This is a genomic window from Planktothrix sp., from assembly GCF_046067725.1.
GTDB lineage: Bacteria > Cyanobacteriota > Cyanobacteriia > Cyanobacteriales > Microcoleaceae > Planktothrix.
Window position 1 is genome coordinate 1 of the sequence record NZ_JBJUDF010000193.1, and the last position, 14,606, is coordinate 14,606.

Sequence of the window (14,606 nt, forward strand, 5' to 3'; positions counted from 1 at the left end):
CCGCTTCACAACAAGCTTCTTCCACAAGCGACTTGAGTGCTCTAGGGGGTAGATTCCCTCAAGCTGTACTTCCGGTCGTCATTCCCTCAGAACTCAATCATAATCCTTCTTCAGTTGCCGATTTTTCAGGGGAAGCGATGACTGATTTGAGTTCAATTCCGACCCAGAGCACGTTAAATCAACTCTCTCTCAACCAATTAGCTTCCCGTACAGTTCAGGGGGTTGAGTCTACCACTCCTGTCGCAGCCGAAGCGATTTCAATTCCTGTTGAGTCAAAAGGATCTGCCCTTTCTCAACAAATCGCCATTCAGGAGGTTTCTGTTCGCAAATCAGAAGCCGTGAGCAAATTGTACTCTGATCGCCTTCGATCTGAAGTAGAACGACTGCGCGAAGAATATAAAGCCCAGAGTGGCTATCAGGTGACGAACGTTTCCGTCGATCCTGATCAGGAATCAACGCTTCAAGCCTTGACCACAGCAGCGACAGCCCCCTTACATCGACAAAAACGGATTAATCCTGAGTTTAATCCCAAGGCTTATTCTCGCCAACAAGCTACTCAAACCGAACAAACCTTATCGGCTGAACCGTTGGCACAAGTCTCTCCCAATCAAGTTGGGTCTTTAGCGTCTCAACTGCAATCGGCATCTAACCGTTCAGTTGTTGCGACGGCTCCCATCGGATCTAAAGCCTATGATCCTCTCAATAACCCAACCTTGGGTCAAATGGTTTCCCCCCAATTACCCCCGCTCCCTGGGCCAGATGCTTATTTACCGGGCGGTTCCATGCGGTTTAATGGCTATATTTGGCCATCAGCAGGCATTCTGACTTCAGGCTATGGTTGGCGTTGGGGACGGATGCACCGGGGAATTGATATTGCAGGGCCGATTGGAACTCCGATTTTTGCAGCAGCCCCAGGGGTTGTGACTTATGCCGGATGGAATGATGGCGGCTATGGCAATTTAGTTGAAATTGAACATCCTGACGGCAGTTTAACGGTTTATGCCCACAATGATCGCATCCTTGTGAACGAAGGCCAAAAAGTGGCTCAAGGGGAGCAAATCTCTGAAATGGGAACAACAGGTCGCAGCACAGGGCCGCACCTGCACTTTGAAATCCATCCTAATGGCCAAGGTGCGGTTAATCCCATGGCTTTACTGCCGGCTGAAAGTTCAACGGTTTCTCAGAATTATTAGAACCTGATCAGAAGTCAGGAGGACAATGGGGTCTAGGGTCTGGGGAAGCTATCAGAATTGATGATCCCTTTTCTCTCCTGGCTCCTGTTTTCTCTGGGTGTTCTGAAAAAAAAGCTTGACTTTTACAAAAAGGTTGTGCTATATTGATAAATTGTGAAGCAAATAAGGCTCAGTAGCTCAGTGGTTAGAGCAGGGGACTCATAAGCCCAAGGTCGCAGGTTCAAATCCCGCCTGAGCCATTTTTAAAGACTAGAGTCCGGTCAGATTGACCGAAATTGACCCTATAGCTTTCGATCTTACCGGATTGAGTCAGTCAGTTGATGGCTGGCTTTGTTGTTTTTGCTGATTAATACGACAGATTGTCATAGTTCGTGGTAAGATATTTTCCAGAGTTTAGAAAGTTATATTTTTTAGAGGCAAGTTATGAATCCGATTGTTTCAGTGTCCAAGCGGGTAGCCTTAGTTCTGTCTGTGGTTTTGTTAATGATTAGCACATTTGTTTTGGGTGCAAATCAAGCCTCCGCAGACAACTATGAGGTGACAATGGGTGCTGGTGGATTGGCTTTTGCACCCAAGAAAGTCACCGTAAAACCGGGTGATACGGTTACTTTTAAGGTTGGAATGCTTCCTCCCCATAACGTAGTCTTTGATGCCGATAAATCTGCTGATGCAGGTCTCGCTAAAGCCCTTTCTCATAATAAATTAGAGAGTGCGGCTGGTGCATCCTTTAATGTTGATATTCCTGCTGATGCACCTGCTGGCGTTTATCCTTTCTTCTGTTCACCCCATCGTGGTGCCGGCATGGTTGGTGAGCTTGTTATAACTCAATAACTAAACGAATTGAATTGCAGTTGAGCAACTCTAGTTCTTGAATTGACCATCAATTTTGGGTAGTCTTTTGTTCTTGATGAAATTAACAAGAAACTACCCATCTATTTTTTAACTAAAAAGATGGTGTTTGTTGCGGTTGTTGAATCCCCCAAGAAGGAACTTTTTCCGCCGCCCTTAACAAATAAGCTGCCATTTTTTGAACTTCTTCCGTTGACATCCAATCCTCAGAAACTTGACGACACCAATAGTTATAATCTGTACCATCGTAGCTGACAGGATTTCTAAAATAGGCGACTAAATTATTCAGATGATCGCGGCTAGGAGTTGCCCCTTTCAACGCTTCTAAAGATAGGGATACCGTGGGATCTTGGAGGGTGAGGCCACCGACATGACAATTCACACAATTTTTTTCAAATAATGTTTTTCCTTCGGTAAGATCTTCGCCTGAAAATTTCCGGGTATTCCCCTTTTGATCCACTGGAATTTCAACGGGTTGGCTCACGTCCAAATAACGCCGAATAAACGGATCAACCGATACAGCTTGTGCAGGTAAATTCCAGCTAAAAAAATTAATTCCCAAAACCAAAAGCATGAATAAACAGCGTACAAAACTTTTTGAATTAATCATAAATAATATATTAATTATAGATAATTGATTTCCTGTGTCAGTCTAGCAACCCCTGAAAATTTAGACTTTAGATTTTAGATTGAAGATGATTCTGTTTATCTTTTTTAGCTCTTGGGGTAAAAAAATTAAACTTTTGAATCATCCAACACCTAAAACCTAAAGTCTAAAATTATGAGGTTTTAACAAAGATTAGCGAAGGTATTTACCACCACCCCACTGTTCAGGACGAACTTTGGGTTCTAATAACAGATATCCAGCCAGATCGTATAAATCATCGTCTGATAGATTCCGCATTTTTGTGAAAATATCTGCACTCTTGGTGCTGGGGTGGGTTTCAGAAATTTCTTCTAACCCATCATAGGTAGTGGGATTTTTCATGAAACTGATCAGAGCCTCAATATTATCGCGGGAGGGATACGCACCCGCTAAGGTAGCCGGACTGAGGTTAACGTCAGGATTGGTTTTAGTCATTCCTAAAGCATGACATTGAGCGCAAGCATAATTAAATAACTCTTTGCCCTTTTGAAGTTGTTTTTCACTCAAAACAACGGTATCGCCTTGTTCATTCAGACGTAAAGTCCGCAATTCTTTCGTCAATTCAACCGCATTGGCTTGAGTGACAAAGAGTTGAAAGGTGAAGAATACAGTGGCTACTGCCAGCCAAAAGTATCTTTTTAGCATGGTTCTCCTTATAGCTAAGTCGTTATTGAAGGTTTAATCCCGTCTTGGTGTTATCCACAAGCAGAAGTCAGTTCAGTTTCGGTTCAGATGTTCAATGTACCTGATTCCGGTCATTAGCTGATCATTATTTGTCAATCGTCTATTGTTATTTACCCTTTTTGATAGTCTGCGAAATATAATTTCACAGATTATGACTTCAAGACCTGGTTAAAGGTGATCAAATTCGGTGAATTCTGACGACTGGTTGTTAGCCATGATATAGGACATCAAAGCTTTAGCATCCTCAAGGGCCAAACGGGTTTGAGGATGTTGATAGGCAATGCCCAACTGATCGCACAGCTTGAGTACAACCTCAACCGGGAGATTGTAATCGGTCGCTATTTCTGTGATTGACAGGTCTGCAAAACCCATGAGTCTTGTTGCTGACAGGTCTTGATCAAAAATTATAGGAAGGTTTGGGATCTGTGAAAACAGCTAATTTTCTAGGATGGCTGTTGACCGTTAGCCGCTTCTTGCCATGCCAATTAACAGGCCAGATGCCTGTTCCACGTCCTGAATAATGATCAAAATCTTAGAGAGACTTTGACGGTGAGACTTCGTGGGAGAGGTCTACTTCAGGATGGGGGGAAGTTAAAGATTTAACTTCAGGACAATGGGAAAAAGGGTGGGGATTTTGGGGGGGACGATGGAGACGAATGAGTTGAGCTAGGGTTTTCTTGAGTTGAGTTCGGGGAACAATGGCATCAACAAACCCATAAGCCAATAAGTATTCTGAGGTTTGGAAGTCATCGGGTAACTTTTCCCGAAGGGTTTGTTCGATGACTCGTCTTCCCGCAAAACCAATGGTAGCCTTGGGTTCGGCTAAAATCATATCTCCTAACATGGCGAAACTCGCCGTCACCCCTCCGGTGGTGGGATGGGTGAGAACGGGAATATACAACAGCCGAGATTGTTGATGTCGATGCAACGCACCGGAGATTTTAGCCATTTGCATCAGGCTTAACATTCCTTCCTGCATTCTGGCTCCACCCGACGCACAAATAATCACAACGGGATAGCGTTCTTTTGTGCCGTGTTCAATTAAGCGGGTGAGTTTCTCCCCCACCACAGAACCCATACTGCCACCCATAAACCGAAAATCCATCACACCGAGGGCAACGGGTTCTCCATCCAATAACCCAACCCCCGTTTGTACGGCATCGCTTAACCCGGTTTTTTCCCGTGTCTCCCGCAGTCGATCACTGTAGGATTTGCGATCGCGGAATTTCAAGGCATCAACAGCACAGATTTCAGCATCTAGGGGCATCCAGGTATTCGGATCAATGAGTTGCTGAATGCGCTCATTGCTATCGACCCGGAAATGATGGCCACATTCCAAACAAACCATGTTATTAGCTTGTAGGTCTTTGGCATAGGTTAAAGCATTGCACTGTTCGCATTTAACCCATAACCCATCAGCAATTTCCCGTTCCTGGGGTTCAGGGCTGCTGGGTAATGATTTACGCCGATTTGCGAACCAATCAAATAGAGACATTAAAGATTATTTTGACCTTTCAGTTTCTAATTTAAAAATTGAGGCGTTTGGAAATTGGGGGATTCCCGTTAGCCCCAGGATTAAATTTTAAATCTTTACTATGATAGAACGATCTACATCCTATCCATCACGTTAATCTACAGATTCTAATTCTTCATCAATCGGGCTTAATAATAGCAAAGCCGTCCATTGATCACCCGGAAGCACTTGCAACCCCACAGGACTCCCCATTCCCAAAGAAGAACACACCCCTAAGTCAATAATTCGGCTGGGGATTTCCTGCGCTTCTAACACTTGCTGCATCAATTCAGCTTCCCATCGTAGGGCTGTGGTTTTAATCGTAATCCAAGACATAGGAATTAGGGTGCACGGAAAAGGATCAAACCTCATGGCTTAATTGAGAGTGGGAAAAAATAAACTCAGGTAAGCCGATAACAGGGTTTGGCCCCAGAGGGCAGTGATGGCAGTGGCAAGGGCGAGAAAGGGGCCAAAGGGAATGGGTTGACGGCGATTGATGAATTGAAGGGCGATCGCTCCTCCTCCGACCAAAGCTCCTAACCCACAGGCGATAAATCCAGCCACAAGTAAATATTTCCAGCCTAACCAAGCTCCCATCATCGCGGCAAGTTTGCTATCTCCTGCCCCCATTGCGGTTTGCCCCATGACTACGGTTCCTGCAAAGGAAATGATATCAAATAGCCATAACCCCAAAACAGCACCGATTATTCCGGTCATTAACCCCTGACTCAAGGATGAGGAGAGGGTTAAGGCTTGGGTGAGTTGAAATCCTAAGCCTAAGACTAACCCCGACTGGGTGAGAACATTGGGGAGAGTATAGGTGTCAAAATCAATCAAAGACAGGGCTATTAACCAACTGAATAAGACCCAATACCCCAAGGTTTGGCTGAGGGTTGGGGAGGTTAAAAAGATTAATAAAAATAACAGTCCTGTGGCGGCTTCTACGAGGGGATAACGGATGGATATCGGTGTATGGCAATGTTTACAGCGTCCCTGAAGCCAGATCCAACCGAAAACCGGAATATTTTCTGAGGGACTTAACCGTGTTAGGCATCGGGGACAACGAGAGGGGGGATGGAGGATGGATAACCCGGCGGGAATTCGATAGATCACGACATTGAGAAAACTGCCGATGGATGCTCCAAACGCAAAGACGATCAATAAGGCAGGTAAACTCAATAAAATATCCATTTTCAATGCTAACTCTTAAGATGGGACTAGAAACCGGGTTTCTTACAGAGGTTTTGATTTGATAGCGGAAGATTGCTATAGAAACCCGGTTTCTCATAACCCTGAAAGAATCTAACAGAAACCCTGTTTCTAAAAGGGTTTTGATTTGATAGCGGAAGATTGCTATAGAAACCCGGTTTCTGAGACTAAAATAAATCGGCTTCAATGCGTTCAAAAGGGATGAAACGTTCCCCAGGTAGCAAAATCGCTTGATGAGAAAATAATAAACAACTGCGATAATTGTTGGGGTTGATAGCCACTCCCAAGGGTCGCCGCATTCGTTGAGCATGGACGTCTACATAAGCATAATAGAGATGTTTCGCCACCCGGATTAAATCGGCATCAAGCTGATAGGATAGCATTTGAGGATTAAGAGGGGATTCTGTTTCCCGTTCTAAGGCTTGTACCACGATCGCTCCTCAATCATAAATTTGGGAGGAATAAAATAGCGTTAATTTAATATAAGTTGAATTAATTCTGAAATGGTCAATTTTCAATTAAATTTTTATGATAAACGATAAACCGACTTTACTCGCATTGGATTTTGATGGGGTTCTGTGTGATGGACTCCTAGAATATTTTGAAACCGCTTGGCGGACTTATTGTCAACTGTGGTCGCCTCCTGAGAAGGTTTCACCTGAAGCCTTAGCTCCCATTTTCTATCGAACTCGTCCTGTAATTGAAATTGGTTGGGAAATGCCTGTTTTAATTCGAGCATTGGTTTTAGGGATTTCTGAAACTGAAATTTTGCAGAATTGGTCAACAATTGCTCACAATCTTGTCACGAAAGAAGAATTAAAAGCAGACGTGATTGGCCCCTGTTTGGATGGGGTTCGAGATCAATGGATTCATCATGATTTATCCGGTTGGTTAGGATTACATCAATTTTATCCGGGTGTGATTGAACGAATTAAACCTTTAATTGAACAAGATTTCCCAGTTTATATTATTACCACAAAAGAGGAACGATTTGTGCGATCGCTTCTTAAACAACAAGGCGTTACAATTCCTGAAGGTCGAATTTTTGGCAAAGGTTATAAACGTCCAAAAGCGCAAATTTTACGGGAATTATTAACAACCATTCAACCCACTCCGAAAATTTGGTTTATTGAAGATCGCTTACAAACCTTATTATCGGTTCAACAACAAGCGGATTTAGACTCGGTACAATTATTTTTAGCCGATTGGGGTTATAATTTACAACAAGAACGAGATTTAACATCAAACTATCCGAGAATTCATTTATTGTCTTTGTCTCAATTTAGTCGAGATTTTTTAGATTGGTTAAATCATTAATTGGATTAAAAATATCTGTTTTTGGAAAAAAACAGATAGTCCAGCGTTAAACAATTAATTTTATTTTAATTAAATAACGATGAGCTTAGAAATTAGAAAATCGATAGACAGCGATCGCAGTCTGATTAATCATATTCATGAACAAGCTTTTGGTTTGGAAAATAGCCGAGAAATCATAACATTAATCAATGATTTATTACAAGATCAAACGGCTGAACCTTGTTGTTCATTGGTTGCTATTCAACAGTCAAAAATAGTCGGACATATTTTATTTTCTAACGTTAAAATTATATCAGATCAAGGAGTGATATCAGCTTCAATTCTTGCGCCATTGGCTGTTATTCCTGCCGCTCAAAATCAAGGTATAGGTGGTCAATTAATTCACGATGGTATCAACCAATTAAAAGCAATGGGTGTCCCTGTTGTTTTCGTATTAGGTTATCCTGAATATTATACTCGGTATGGATTTGAACCAGCCTTTCCAAGAGGTTACATCCCGCCTTATCCTATTGTTAAAGCTCAATCAGATGCCTGGATGGTTAATATTCTGGATGCTGACCTAGCCAGAAAATATCAAGGTAAAATACACTGTGCTGATGCTTTTAATCATCCTGAATACTGGCGGGAATAGGTTCTACAAAATTGCCCGAATAGAGAAAACGTTAGATTAAAGAAGTCTCCGTAATTCATAATATGCTCTTCAAACTGAATCGCAATTAGTTCTTGCAATCTTGAAATCGTGAAGGTATCTTTTCCTAACTTAATAATATATTGATCTTCTGTTAAGCTAAAAAACTCTTGATTCATGGTAGGCTTCTTTATAGCTATTGATCTTGGCTACACCCTAATACCCTAAATCAGTCGCTTTTTTTTATCAAGATTGCTTGCTAAATGCAATAAAAATTAATCTTGATAAAATTGGAAGAAAATGAGGATACTATCATACTCCCTAAGACGATAAAATCAGTTGAGAAAGAATTCAAATAATAGTTATGAAACACATTCTAGGACTAACAACGGTGATCAGTTGGGCTTTGTCATCTTCAATATCGGCGGAGCAACCTTTATATATTGCCTATCCACCGCCAGATCACAAAACAACATCTGACCGTATTTTCTTGATTGGAACGGCGACACCTAATGAGGAAGTTTCAATTAATGGTCAAGTCATTTCCCGAAGCAAGGCTGGTCATTTTGCACCGACATTTCCATTGCAGCTTGGGGAGAACATTTTTATTCTACGTCATCGAGATCAAAAAATCAAATTAAATGTTACTCGAATTTCCACCGAACCCAAACCTTTAGAAACTTTAAACTTTTTAAAAGATTCATTGACTCCTGCTGAAAATATAGCTAGACTACCAGGTGAGTTAATCTGTTTTAGTGCGATCGCTCCCGAAAAAGCAACAGTTTCTGTTAAATTAGCTGGACAAATTATCCCGTTATCTCCCCAATCCCAAACCTTCGAGCTACCTGATAATAAAGCGGTTTTAACAGAACTGAATCAACCTGTAAAATCCAATACAGTTAAATATCAAGGTTGCGGGAAAATCGCAGTAAATTTGCAGATTTCGGGAGAAAAAAAACAATTAGATTTAGGTCAACCTCAATATCAATTAACCCTCAATAATCAAACCCTGACTCAAGCGGCACCTGGTGAAATTTCAATCCTTTCTCCTACACAATTTGAAGTCGCTGAAGTCACGGTTAATGAAGGAACTGCACGCACTGGCCCCAGTACGGATCATTCTCGTTTAACGCCTTTACCAAAAGGAACCCGTGCCCGAATTATAGGACGACAAGGGGAGTTTTTACACCTCGATTATGGCGGATGGATTAAAGCTAATGAAACCCGAATTACAACGGAACCGATTCCACCCAATTCTATGATTAGAAGTGCCAGTTCTCGTCAAGTCGGAGACTGGTTAGAAGTTTATTTTCCCCTACAAGTTCCTGTTCCGATTACCGTCAAACAAGAAGATCAACGTTTCATTTTAACCCTCTATAATACAACGGCTCAAACAGATACTATTCGTTTTAATGATAATCCTTTAATTTCCCGAATGGATTGGCAACCGATATTATCTCCCCAAGGAGAATCACAAAATGTTGTGCAATATACGTTTCATTTTAAAACTAAACAACAATGGGGTTATAAACTGCGTTATGATGGAACAACCTTAGTTTTATCCTTAAAAACTCCCCCCCAATTGCAATCTAATTTACCACTATCAGGGTTAAATATTTTACTCGATCCCGGTCATGGAAGCGAAAATGATTTAGGAGCAAAAGGCCCTACAGGTTATCCTGAAAAAGATGTTAATTTAACCGTTTCTAAGTTATTAGAAGCGGAACTCATTAAACGGGGTGCATCAGTGTTGATGACCCGCAAAGGCGATGATGATTTATATCCCCAAGATCGAATAAAAATGATTAACGAACAAGAACCTGATTTATCAATTTCTATTCATTATAATGCCTTACCTGATAATGGAGATGCGATTAAAACCAAGGGTGTTAGTACCTTTTGGTATAATTCCCAAGCTCATAGTTTAGCGGTATTTTTACACAACTATTTAGTGACAACATTAAACCGTCCTTCCTATGGAGTTTTTTGGAATAATTTAGCTTTAACTCGTCCTACCGTTGCACCATCAATTTTATTAGAATTAGGGTTTATGATTAATCCAGAGGAATTTGAATGGATTATTAATCCTCAAGAACAACAAAAGTTAGCAATAACTTTAGCCGATGGCATTGTAGAATGGGTAAAATTAACCCAATAATTAATAGGGGTTTTAGGTGTGACGATAACAATCAACAGTCAGGTGCATTCTTGAAGTGTAGGCGACACCTGAAATTTTGAAATTAATATGATGGAACAATTTTAATATGCAATTTGTATTTGATCCACCCATTGCCACAAAAATTAATAAAATGAAGCAACGGGTTCGCTGGCAAGATTCTTTAATTGAAAATTTAGGAATTAATCAAACCTCTTTAGTCATTGATGATGGAAAAAACCAGGATACTGAGTTTTCATTTTTGGTGATTGGAGATAGTGGAACCGGTTATCAACCGAGTCCCAGTCCTCAACGAAAAGTGGCAGAATTACTACTAGAAAATCAAGATGATTGCCGTTTTATTCTTCACACAGGAGATGTTGTTTATTTGGTAGGTTCCAGTGAATATTACCCCAATAATTTTATTTATCCCTATCGAGAATTTTTAGTCGGAGGTGAAAATCCTAACAATATTCCTTACGATCAAATGGTCTTTAATTTACCTTTTTTACCTGTTTTAGGCAATCATGATTATTATGATTTACCTTGGATTTATAGTTTATTAGCTCAGTTAATTTGGTTACCTCGTCATTTACTTTTGTCTCGATTAGATTTTGATATCGGTTGGCATGGTTCTTTTCAAGGAAAAGCCTATGCTCAAGCTTTTTTAGATTATTTAGAAAGTTATAATCCTCTACAATTACAACAACATTTAGAAAAACATTATACCGCTAAAATTGATACAGGTCGTTGCCTGCGCTATCAACCTGGAATATTTACTCGTCTTCCCAATCGTTACTATACCTTTCGTTATGGCGGGATTGATTTTTTTGCCTTAGATTCTAATACTTTTAATGCTCCTGAACCCTTACCACATACCTTTGAGGGTGAAGATTTGCGATCGCAATTACAACAACGAGTTCATGCCATTGAAACAGAAAAACAACACTTGATCAAACAATTAGATATTCTTCAAGGTCAGAACGAAAAAAACGATGAAACGGTTCATGATTATTTAGAAAAAATCGAACAATTAGAAGAACAAAAAATGGATATTCAGAAACAACTGAATGCGCCTCAAAATATTACCATTGATTTTGAACAACTCAACTGGTTAAAACAAGGTTTAATTGAATCTTGGCATGATTCAGAGGTTCGAGGACGAGTGCTTTATTTTCATCATCCTCCCTATGTTACAGAAGCCACAAAATGGGATCAAGCCCAAACACTTGCTGTCCGAAATAACTTACGTTATGTGTTAAATCAAGTCTCGAATACCATTGGAAATCTCGCCAAGAATAGACCAATTGTGGATTTAATTTTAAATGGTCACGCCCATTGTTTTGAACATTTATATACCGGAAATACAGGTTTTGCGGATTCCTATATACATTGGTTAATTTGTGGTGGAAGCGGCTATAGTTTGCGGCGACAACGACCAGAAGGTTCTCAATTAATAGAATTTTTTGAAACAGAAATGGGTGTCAAATCTCGTTCAATTGCTGAATCATTATTGTTTGTTGGTCGCCAAGGGAAAGGTCGAGAAAAACGCCGCCCCTATTCAGGTTTACGCATTGATGTTTTAGGGGAAAAACCGCTTAAATTCCGAGTCAAACCGTTAATTACAGAACGATTTCAAGGTCGTTGGAATAAGGTAGAACAAAAAGCCTTTATCATTGAACCTGGAAATTCTAACATTCATTGATAAACCGGAATTTCCACGACAAATTCTGTTCCTTGTTCAGGTAAAGCATGACATTCAATATTTGAATTTGAATGGCTAAATATTTAGTTTCTGAAGATTCTTTAGCAAATGATCATCAAAGCTCTCACCCTTAATCCCATAATAGACCGTGCCAAAAAATCTTTGATCTTCAAGATTTCAGATTGTAAAAACCGGATTTCTGGTTAAAAGAAACCCGGTTTAGTTAGTTCTTAAAAATGGTTTTAATCAATTTAGAAAGGCATTAATTGCTTAATGGCTTTATTTGCAATATCGCCATACCGCAGTTGACCACAGAAAATTTTACTCATAACTTTAGTGGCTGCGGGCATTTTCACCCCAGCTTTATAAGCGACTTTCGGGAACCGATAGAACGCACCCGCTAAACGTCCAGCCCAAACCATATCTGCACCCCATTCGGTCTTCATCGCTTGGGTATAACCTTCTAAAGCATTACCCACACCGCCTAACGCTTGATCAATCGCTTCTGCGGCTTTGACCCCACTGAGAATGGAAGGACGAATGCCCTCGGCGGATAACGGATCAACTAAACTAGCCGCTTCTCCAGCAATCACAGCATTTTGAGTATGGAGGGTTTTATCTCCATCCCACAAACACAAAGGATGCTCATCAATAGTGGAACTCCCTAAACCCGTTTTGGTAACATACTCTTGTAAATCCTTGTTCAGATCTTTGGGTTCTCCGCCAATGAAGGTGGCAATACTAATCGAATAACCATCTGCTTTGGGAAATCCCCAAATACTGCCATTTTTCACCAAACCAAACTCAAAACAAGGTAACAACGGCTGATCCGTTGAAACTTCCATAATTTGGCTTTGGCGTAATTTAGATTGTTTCAAGCCTAACCATTTTGCCATGGAACCTTTTGCCCCATCAGCCCCAATTAAATATCGAGCCGTTAAAGGTTCAGTAGTGGTATTGACTTGCCAATGATCACTTTTAAATTGAATCCCCGTAACTTCCGTTTGATCCTGTAGCTGCGCCCCTTGACCTTTTGCTTGTTCAACTAAAAACTGATCAAAAACATCTCGCCGTACCATCCACATCGGCGTGGGAATTGCCGACTCAACCGCATCATCCAATTGCCAGGTATAGCGAATTCGTTCAACGGTTGTAGAAATTGCCGGACTAAAATCAAAATCAAACCATTGAGCAATTGCGGGAGAAACCCCTCCACCACAAGGCTTTAAGCGAGGAAACGCCAATCGTTCCAAGATTAAAACCGAACGTCCACGTTTTGCCAAATGATAAGCTGCTGCTCCCCCTGCTGGGCCAGCACCAACAATAATACAGTCAAACATCGTTGTCATGGGTATTTTAGGGAATATATGGTTTGTTGACAGTTGACGGTAGACTGTCAACTGTCAACCCTTAACCTCTGTTAAACAGTGGTAATGTCCTTTTCTTTAGCAGCCAGGGCTTCGTCGATTTTAGCAATGTATTTGTCTGTAAGTTTCTGAACAGAATCTTGTAAATCAGCAGCTTCATCTTTCGAGAGTTCACTACTTTTTTCCTGTTTCCGCACAGAGTCAATTGCATCTCGACGAATATTTCTGACCGCGACTTTCCCTTCTTCCGCTAATTTAGCCACTTGTTTGACTAATTCTTTCCGTCGTTCAGTCGTTAAGGGTGGAATATTCAGACGAATAACAGAACCGTCGTTATTCGGCGTTAATCCAATATCAGACATTAAAATTGCCTTCTCAATAATATTGAGACTCGTCCGATCAAACGGCTGAATGGCAAGGGTTGTGGCATCAGGGGTGCTAATATTCGCCAACGCTTTTAACGGCGTGGGACTGCCATAATATTCGACAATAATTCGATCTAATAAACTGGCATTAGCCCGTCCAGTCCGAATCGTATTAAAGGCTCGCTGAGTTGCTTCCAGCGCCTTATTCATGTGATCTTCAACGTCAGCTAACTTCACACAAACCTCCTACTAAGGTTCCAACAGATTCACCACTCACCGCACGGCTAATATTTCCCCGAACAGTAAGGTCAAATACAATAATAGGGATATTATTTTCTTTGCACAGCGCAATTGCCGTACTGTCCATGACCCGTAAATCATGGGTAAGAACATAGCCGTAGGTCAAGGTTTGATATCGTTTGGCGTCTGGGTTCTTTTTCGGATCGCTATCGTAGATGCCATCGACCTTAGTGGCTTTAAAAATCACTTCAGCATCGATTTCTGCCGCCCGTAATGCTGCGGTTGTATCCGTTGTGAAAAAAGGATTTCCTGAACCCGCCCCAAAAATAACCACCCGATTAAGTTCTAGGTGGCGAATGGCTTTCCGTCTAATATAGGGTTCTGCGATTTCCTGCATGGCGATCGCGGTTTGGACTCGGGTCGGAACTCCAATTTGTTCTAGGGCATCTTGCAAGGTAATAGAATTCATCACCGTAGCAATCATCCCGACATAATCGGCGGTGGCTCGATCCATTCCTCCAGCCGCCGCTTTAACGCCTCTAAAAATGTTACCGCCACCAACGACAATGGCGACTTGTACACCCATATTGACCACTTCGGCGACTTCCTGGGCAATGTCTTGAACCACGGCGGGATCAATGCCATAGCCCAAATCTCCCATTAAAGCTTCGCCACTTAATTTCAGTAAAATGCGTTTGTACGCTGTTCCCATTTATACCCCCATCGCCTCTATCT

At 41.2% G+C, this 14,606-nt stretch carries 16 protein-coding genes and 1 tRNA gene; 7 read left to right on the forward strand and 10 right to left on the reverse strand.

All coding sequences use genetic code 11. The features are described 5' to 3' along the window. The 3 genes from ACKPEB_RS12060 to petE form a co-directional block, all read left to right on the forward strand. Positions 1–1,193: M23 family metallopeptidase (locus tag ACKPEB_RS12060; RefSeq protein WP_408965159.1), on the forward strand; the 1,193-nt coding region annotated here is incomplete at its 5' end. A gap of 166 nt (positions 1,194–1,359) precedes the next feature. Next, positions 1,360–1,432 (forward strand) — tRNA-Met (locus ACKPEB_RS12065). Between the two features lie 184 nt (positions 1,433–1,616). After that, on the forward strand, positions 1,617–2,024 hold the full coding sequence (gene petE / locus ACKPEB_RS12070) for a plastocyanin (RefSeq protein WP_408965160.1): 408 nt from the start codon (positions 1,617–1,619) through the stop codon (positions 2,022–2,024). 112 nt (positions 2,025–2,136) lie between these two features. Here the strand turns inward: petE and psbV2 are convergent, their stop codons facing one another. The 7 genes from psbV2 to ACKPEB_RS12105 all read right to left on the reverse strand — a co-directional run bounded on the left by psbV2 (position 2,137) and on the right by ACKPEB_RS12105 (position 6,525). Next, positions 2,137–2,652: a photosystem II cytochrome PsbV2 gene (psbV2, locus tag ACKPEB_RS12075; RefSeq protein WP_408965162.1), complete on the reverse strand. Its 516-nt coding sequence runs from the start codon at positions 2,650–2,652 to the stop codon at positions 2,137–2,139. A 189-nt stretch (positions 2,653–2,841) separates the two neighbouring features. Then, entirely contained in the window at positions 2,842–3,333 is a 492-nt protein-coding gene (gene psbV, locus ACKPEB_RS12080; RefSeq protein WP_408965163.1) for a photosystem II cytochrome c-550, read from the reverse strand. A 207-nt stretch (positions 3,334–3,540) separates the two neighbouring features. Next, the gene (locus tag ACKPEB_RS12085; RefSeq protein WP_408965164.1) at positions 3,541–3,744 is read right to left on the reverse strand and encodes a translation initiation factor IF-2; all 204 of its coding nucleotides are present in this window, start codon (positions 3,742–3,744) and stop codon (positions 3,541–3,543) included. Positions 3,745–3,904: 160 nt separating this feature from the next. Continuing rightward, positions 3,905–4,867, reverse strand: a complete 963-nt coding sequence (accD, locus tag ACKPEB_RS12090) for an acetyl-CoA carboxylase, carboxyltransferase subunit beta (protein WP_408965166.1) — start codon at positions 4,865–4,867, stop codon at positions 3,905–3,907. A 132-nt stretch (positions 4,868–4,999) separates the two neighbouring features. Beyond that, positions 5,000–5,221: a hypothetical protein gene (locus tag ACKPEB_RS12095; RefSeq protein WP_408965167.1), complete on the reverse strand. Its 222-nt coding sequence runs from the start codon at positions 5,219–5,221 to the stop codon at positions 5,000–5,002. A gap of 39 nt (positions 5,222–5,260) precedes the next feature. Beyond that, complete coding sequence (locus tag ACKPEB_RS12100; protein WP_408965168.1) at positions 5,261–6,076, reverse strand: prepilin peptidase; 816 nt, start codon at positions 6,074–6,076, stop codon at positions 5,261–5,263. Positions 6,077–6,261: 185 nt separating this feature from the next. Next, positions 6,262–6,525 (reverse strand): hypothetical protein, encoded by a 264-nt coding sequence (locus ACKPEB_RS12105; RefSeq protein ID WP_408965169.1) that lies wholly within the window; start codon positions 6,523–6,525, stop codon positions 6,262–6,264. A 97-nt stretch (positions 6,526–6,622) separates the two neighbouring features. On the opposite strand from ACKPEB_RS12105, the gene ACKPEB_RS12110 reads away from it, so the two are divergent. The 4 genes from ACKPEB_RS12110 to ACKPEB_RS12125 all read left to right on the forward strand — a co-directional run bounded on the left by ACKPEB_RS12110 (position 6,623) and on the right by ACKPEB_RS12125 (position 11,899). Further along, positions 6,623–7,411, forward strand: a complete 789-nt coding sequence (locus ACKPEB_RS12110) for an HAD family hydrolase (protein ID WP_408965170.1) — start codon at positions 6,623–6,625, stop codon at positions 7,409–7,411. 79 nt (positions 7,412–7,490) lie between these two features. Then, positions 7,491–8,042 carry a GNAT family N-acetyltransferase gene (locus ACKPEB_RS12115; protein WP_408965171.1) on the forward strand — a complete coding sequence of 184 codons (552 nt, stop codon included), beginning with the start codon at positions 7,491–7,493 and terminating at the stop codon, positions 8,040–8,042. Positions 8,043–8,403: 361 nt separating this feature from the next. Beyond that, positions 8,404–10,197 (forward strand): N-acetylmuramoyl-L-alanine amidase, encoded by a 1,794-nt coding sequence (locus ACKPEB_RS12120; protein ID WP_408965172.1) that lies wholly within the window; start codon positions 8,404–8,406, stop codon positions 10,195–10,197. A 106-nt stretch (positions 10,198–10,303) separates the two neighbouring features. Continuing rightward, on the forward strand, positions 10,304–11,899 hold the full coding sequence (locus ACKPEB_RS12125; protein ID WP_408965173.1) for a metallophosphoesterase: 1,596 nt from the start codon (positions 10,304–10,306) through the stop codon (positions 11,897–11,899). Between the two features lie 251 nt (positions 11,900–12,150). Here ACKPEB_RS12125 and ACKPEB_RS12130 read toward each other — a convergent pair whose 3' ends face one another. The 3 genes from ACKPEB_RS12130 to pyrH all read right to left on the reverse strand — a co-directional run bounded on the left by ACKPEB_RS12130 (position 12,151) and on the right by pyrH (position 14,583). Further along, a complete protein-coding gene (locus tag ACKPEB_RS12130) occupies positions 12,151–13,239 on the reverse strand; it encodes a geranylgeranyl reductase family protein (RefSeq protein ID WP_408965210.1) in 1,089 nt (362 codons plus the stop codon). Positions 13,240–13,319: 80 nt separating this feature from the next. Next, positions 13,320–13,868 (reverse strand): ribosome recycling factor, encoded by a 549-nt coding sequence (gene frr, locus ACKPEB_RS12135; protein ID WP_408965174.1) that lies wholly within the window; start codon positions 13,866–13,868, stop codon positions 13,320–13,322. Further along, a complete protein-coding gene (gene pyrH / locus ACKPEB_RS12140) occupies positions 13,855–14,583 on the reverse strand; it encodes a UMP kinase (protein WP_408965175.1) in 729 nt (242 codons plus the stop codon). Before pyrH ends, frr begins: the two co-directional genes overlap by 14 nt. Between the last annotated feature and the right edge of the window lie 23 nt (positions 14,584–14,606).

Bases quoted from the DNA above. Each gene is read 5' to 3' on its own strand.
- petE (WP_408965160.1), top strand. From the start codon at position 1,617: ATGAATCCGATTGTTTCAGTGTCCAAGCGGGTAGCCTTAGTTCTGTCT.
- psbV2 (WP_408965162.1), bottom strand. From the start codon at position 2,652: ATGATTAATTCAAAAAGTTTTGTACGCTGTTTATTCATGCTTTTGGTT.
- psbV (WP_408965163.1), bottom strand. From the start codon at position 3,333: ATGCTAAAAAGATACTTTTGGCTGGCAGTAGCCACTGTATTCTTCACC.
- ACKPEB_RS12085 (WP_408965164.1), bottom strand. From the start codon at position 3,744: ATGGGTTTTGCAGACCTGTCAATCACAGAAATAGCGACCGATTACAAT.
- accD (WP_408965166.1), bottom strand. From the start codon at position 4,867: ATGTCTCTATTTGATTGGTTCGCAAATCGGCGTAAATCATTACCCAGC.
- ACKPEB_RS12095 (WP_408965167.1), bottom strand. From the start codon at position 5,221: ATGTCTTGGATTACGATTAAAACCACAGCCCTACGATGGGAAGCTGAA.
- ACKPEB_RS12100 (WP_408965168.1), bottom strand. From the start codon at position 6,076: ATGGATATTTTATTGAGTTTACCTGCCTTATTGATCGTCTTTGCGTTT.
- ACKPEB_RS12110 (WP_408965170.1), top strand. From the start codon at position 6,623: ATGATAAACGATAAACCGACTTTACTCGCATTGGATTTTGATGGGGTT.
- ACKPEB_RS12115 (WP_408965171.1), top strand. From the start codon at position 7,491: ATGAGCTTAGAAATTAGAAAATCGATAGACAGCGATCGCAGTCTGATT.
- ACKPEB_RS12120 (WP_408965172.1), top strand. From the start codon at position 8,404: ATGAAACACATTCTAGGACTAACAACGGTGATCAGTTGGGCTTTGTCA.
- ACKPEB_RS12125 (WP_408965173.1), top strand. From the start codon at position 10,304: ATGCAATTTGTATTTGATCCACCCATTGCCACAAAAATTAATAAAATG.
- ACKPEB_RS12130 (WP_408965210.1), bottom strand. From the start codon at position 13,239: ATGTTTGACTGTATTATTGTTGGTGCTGGCCCAGCAGGGGGAGCAGCA.
- pyrH (WP_408965175.1), bottom strand. From the start codon at position 14,583: ATGGGAACAGCGTACAAACGCATTTTACTGAAATTAAGTGGCGAAGCT.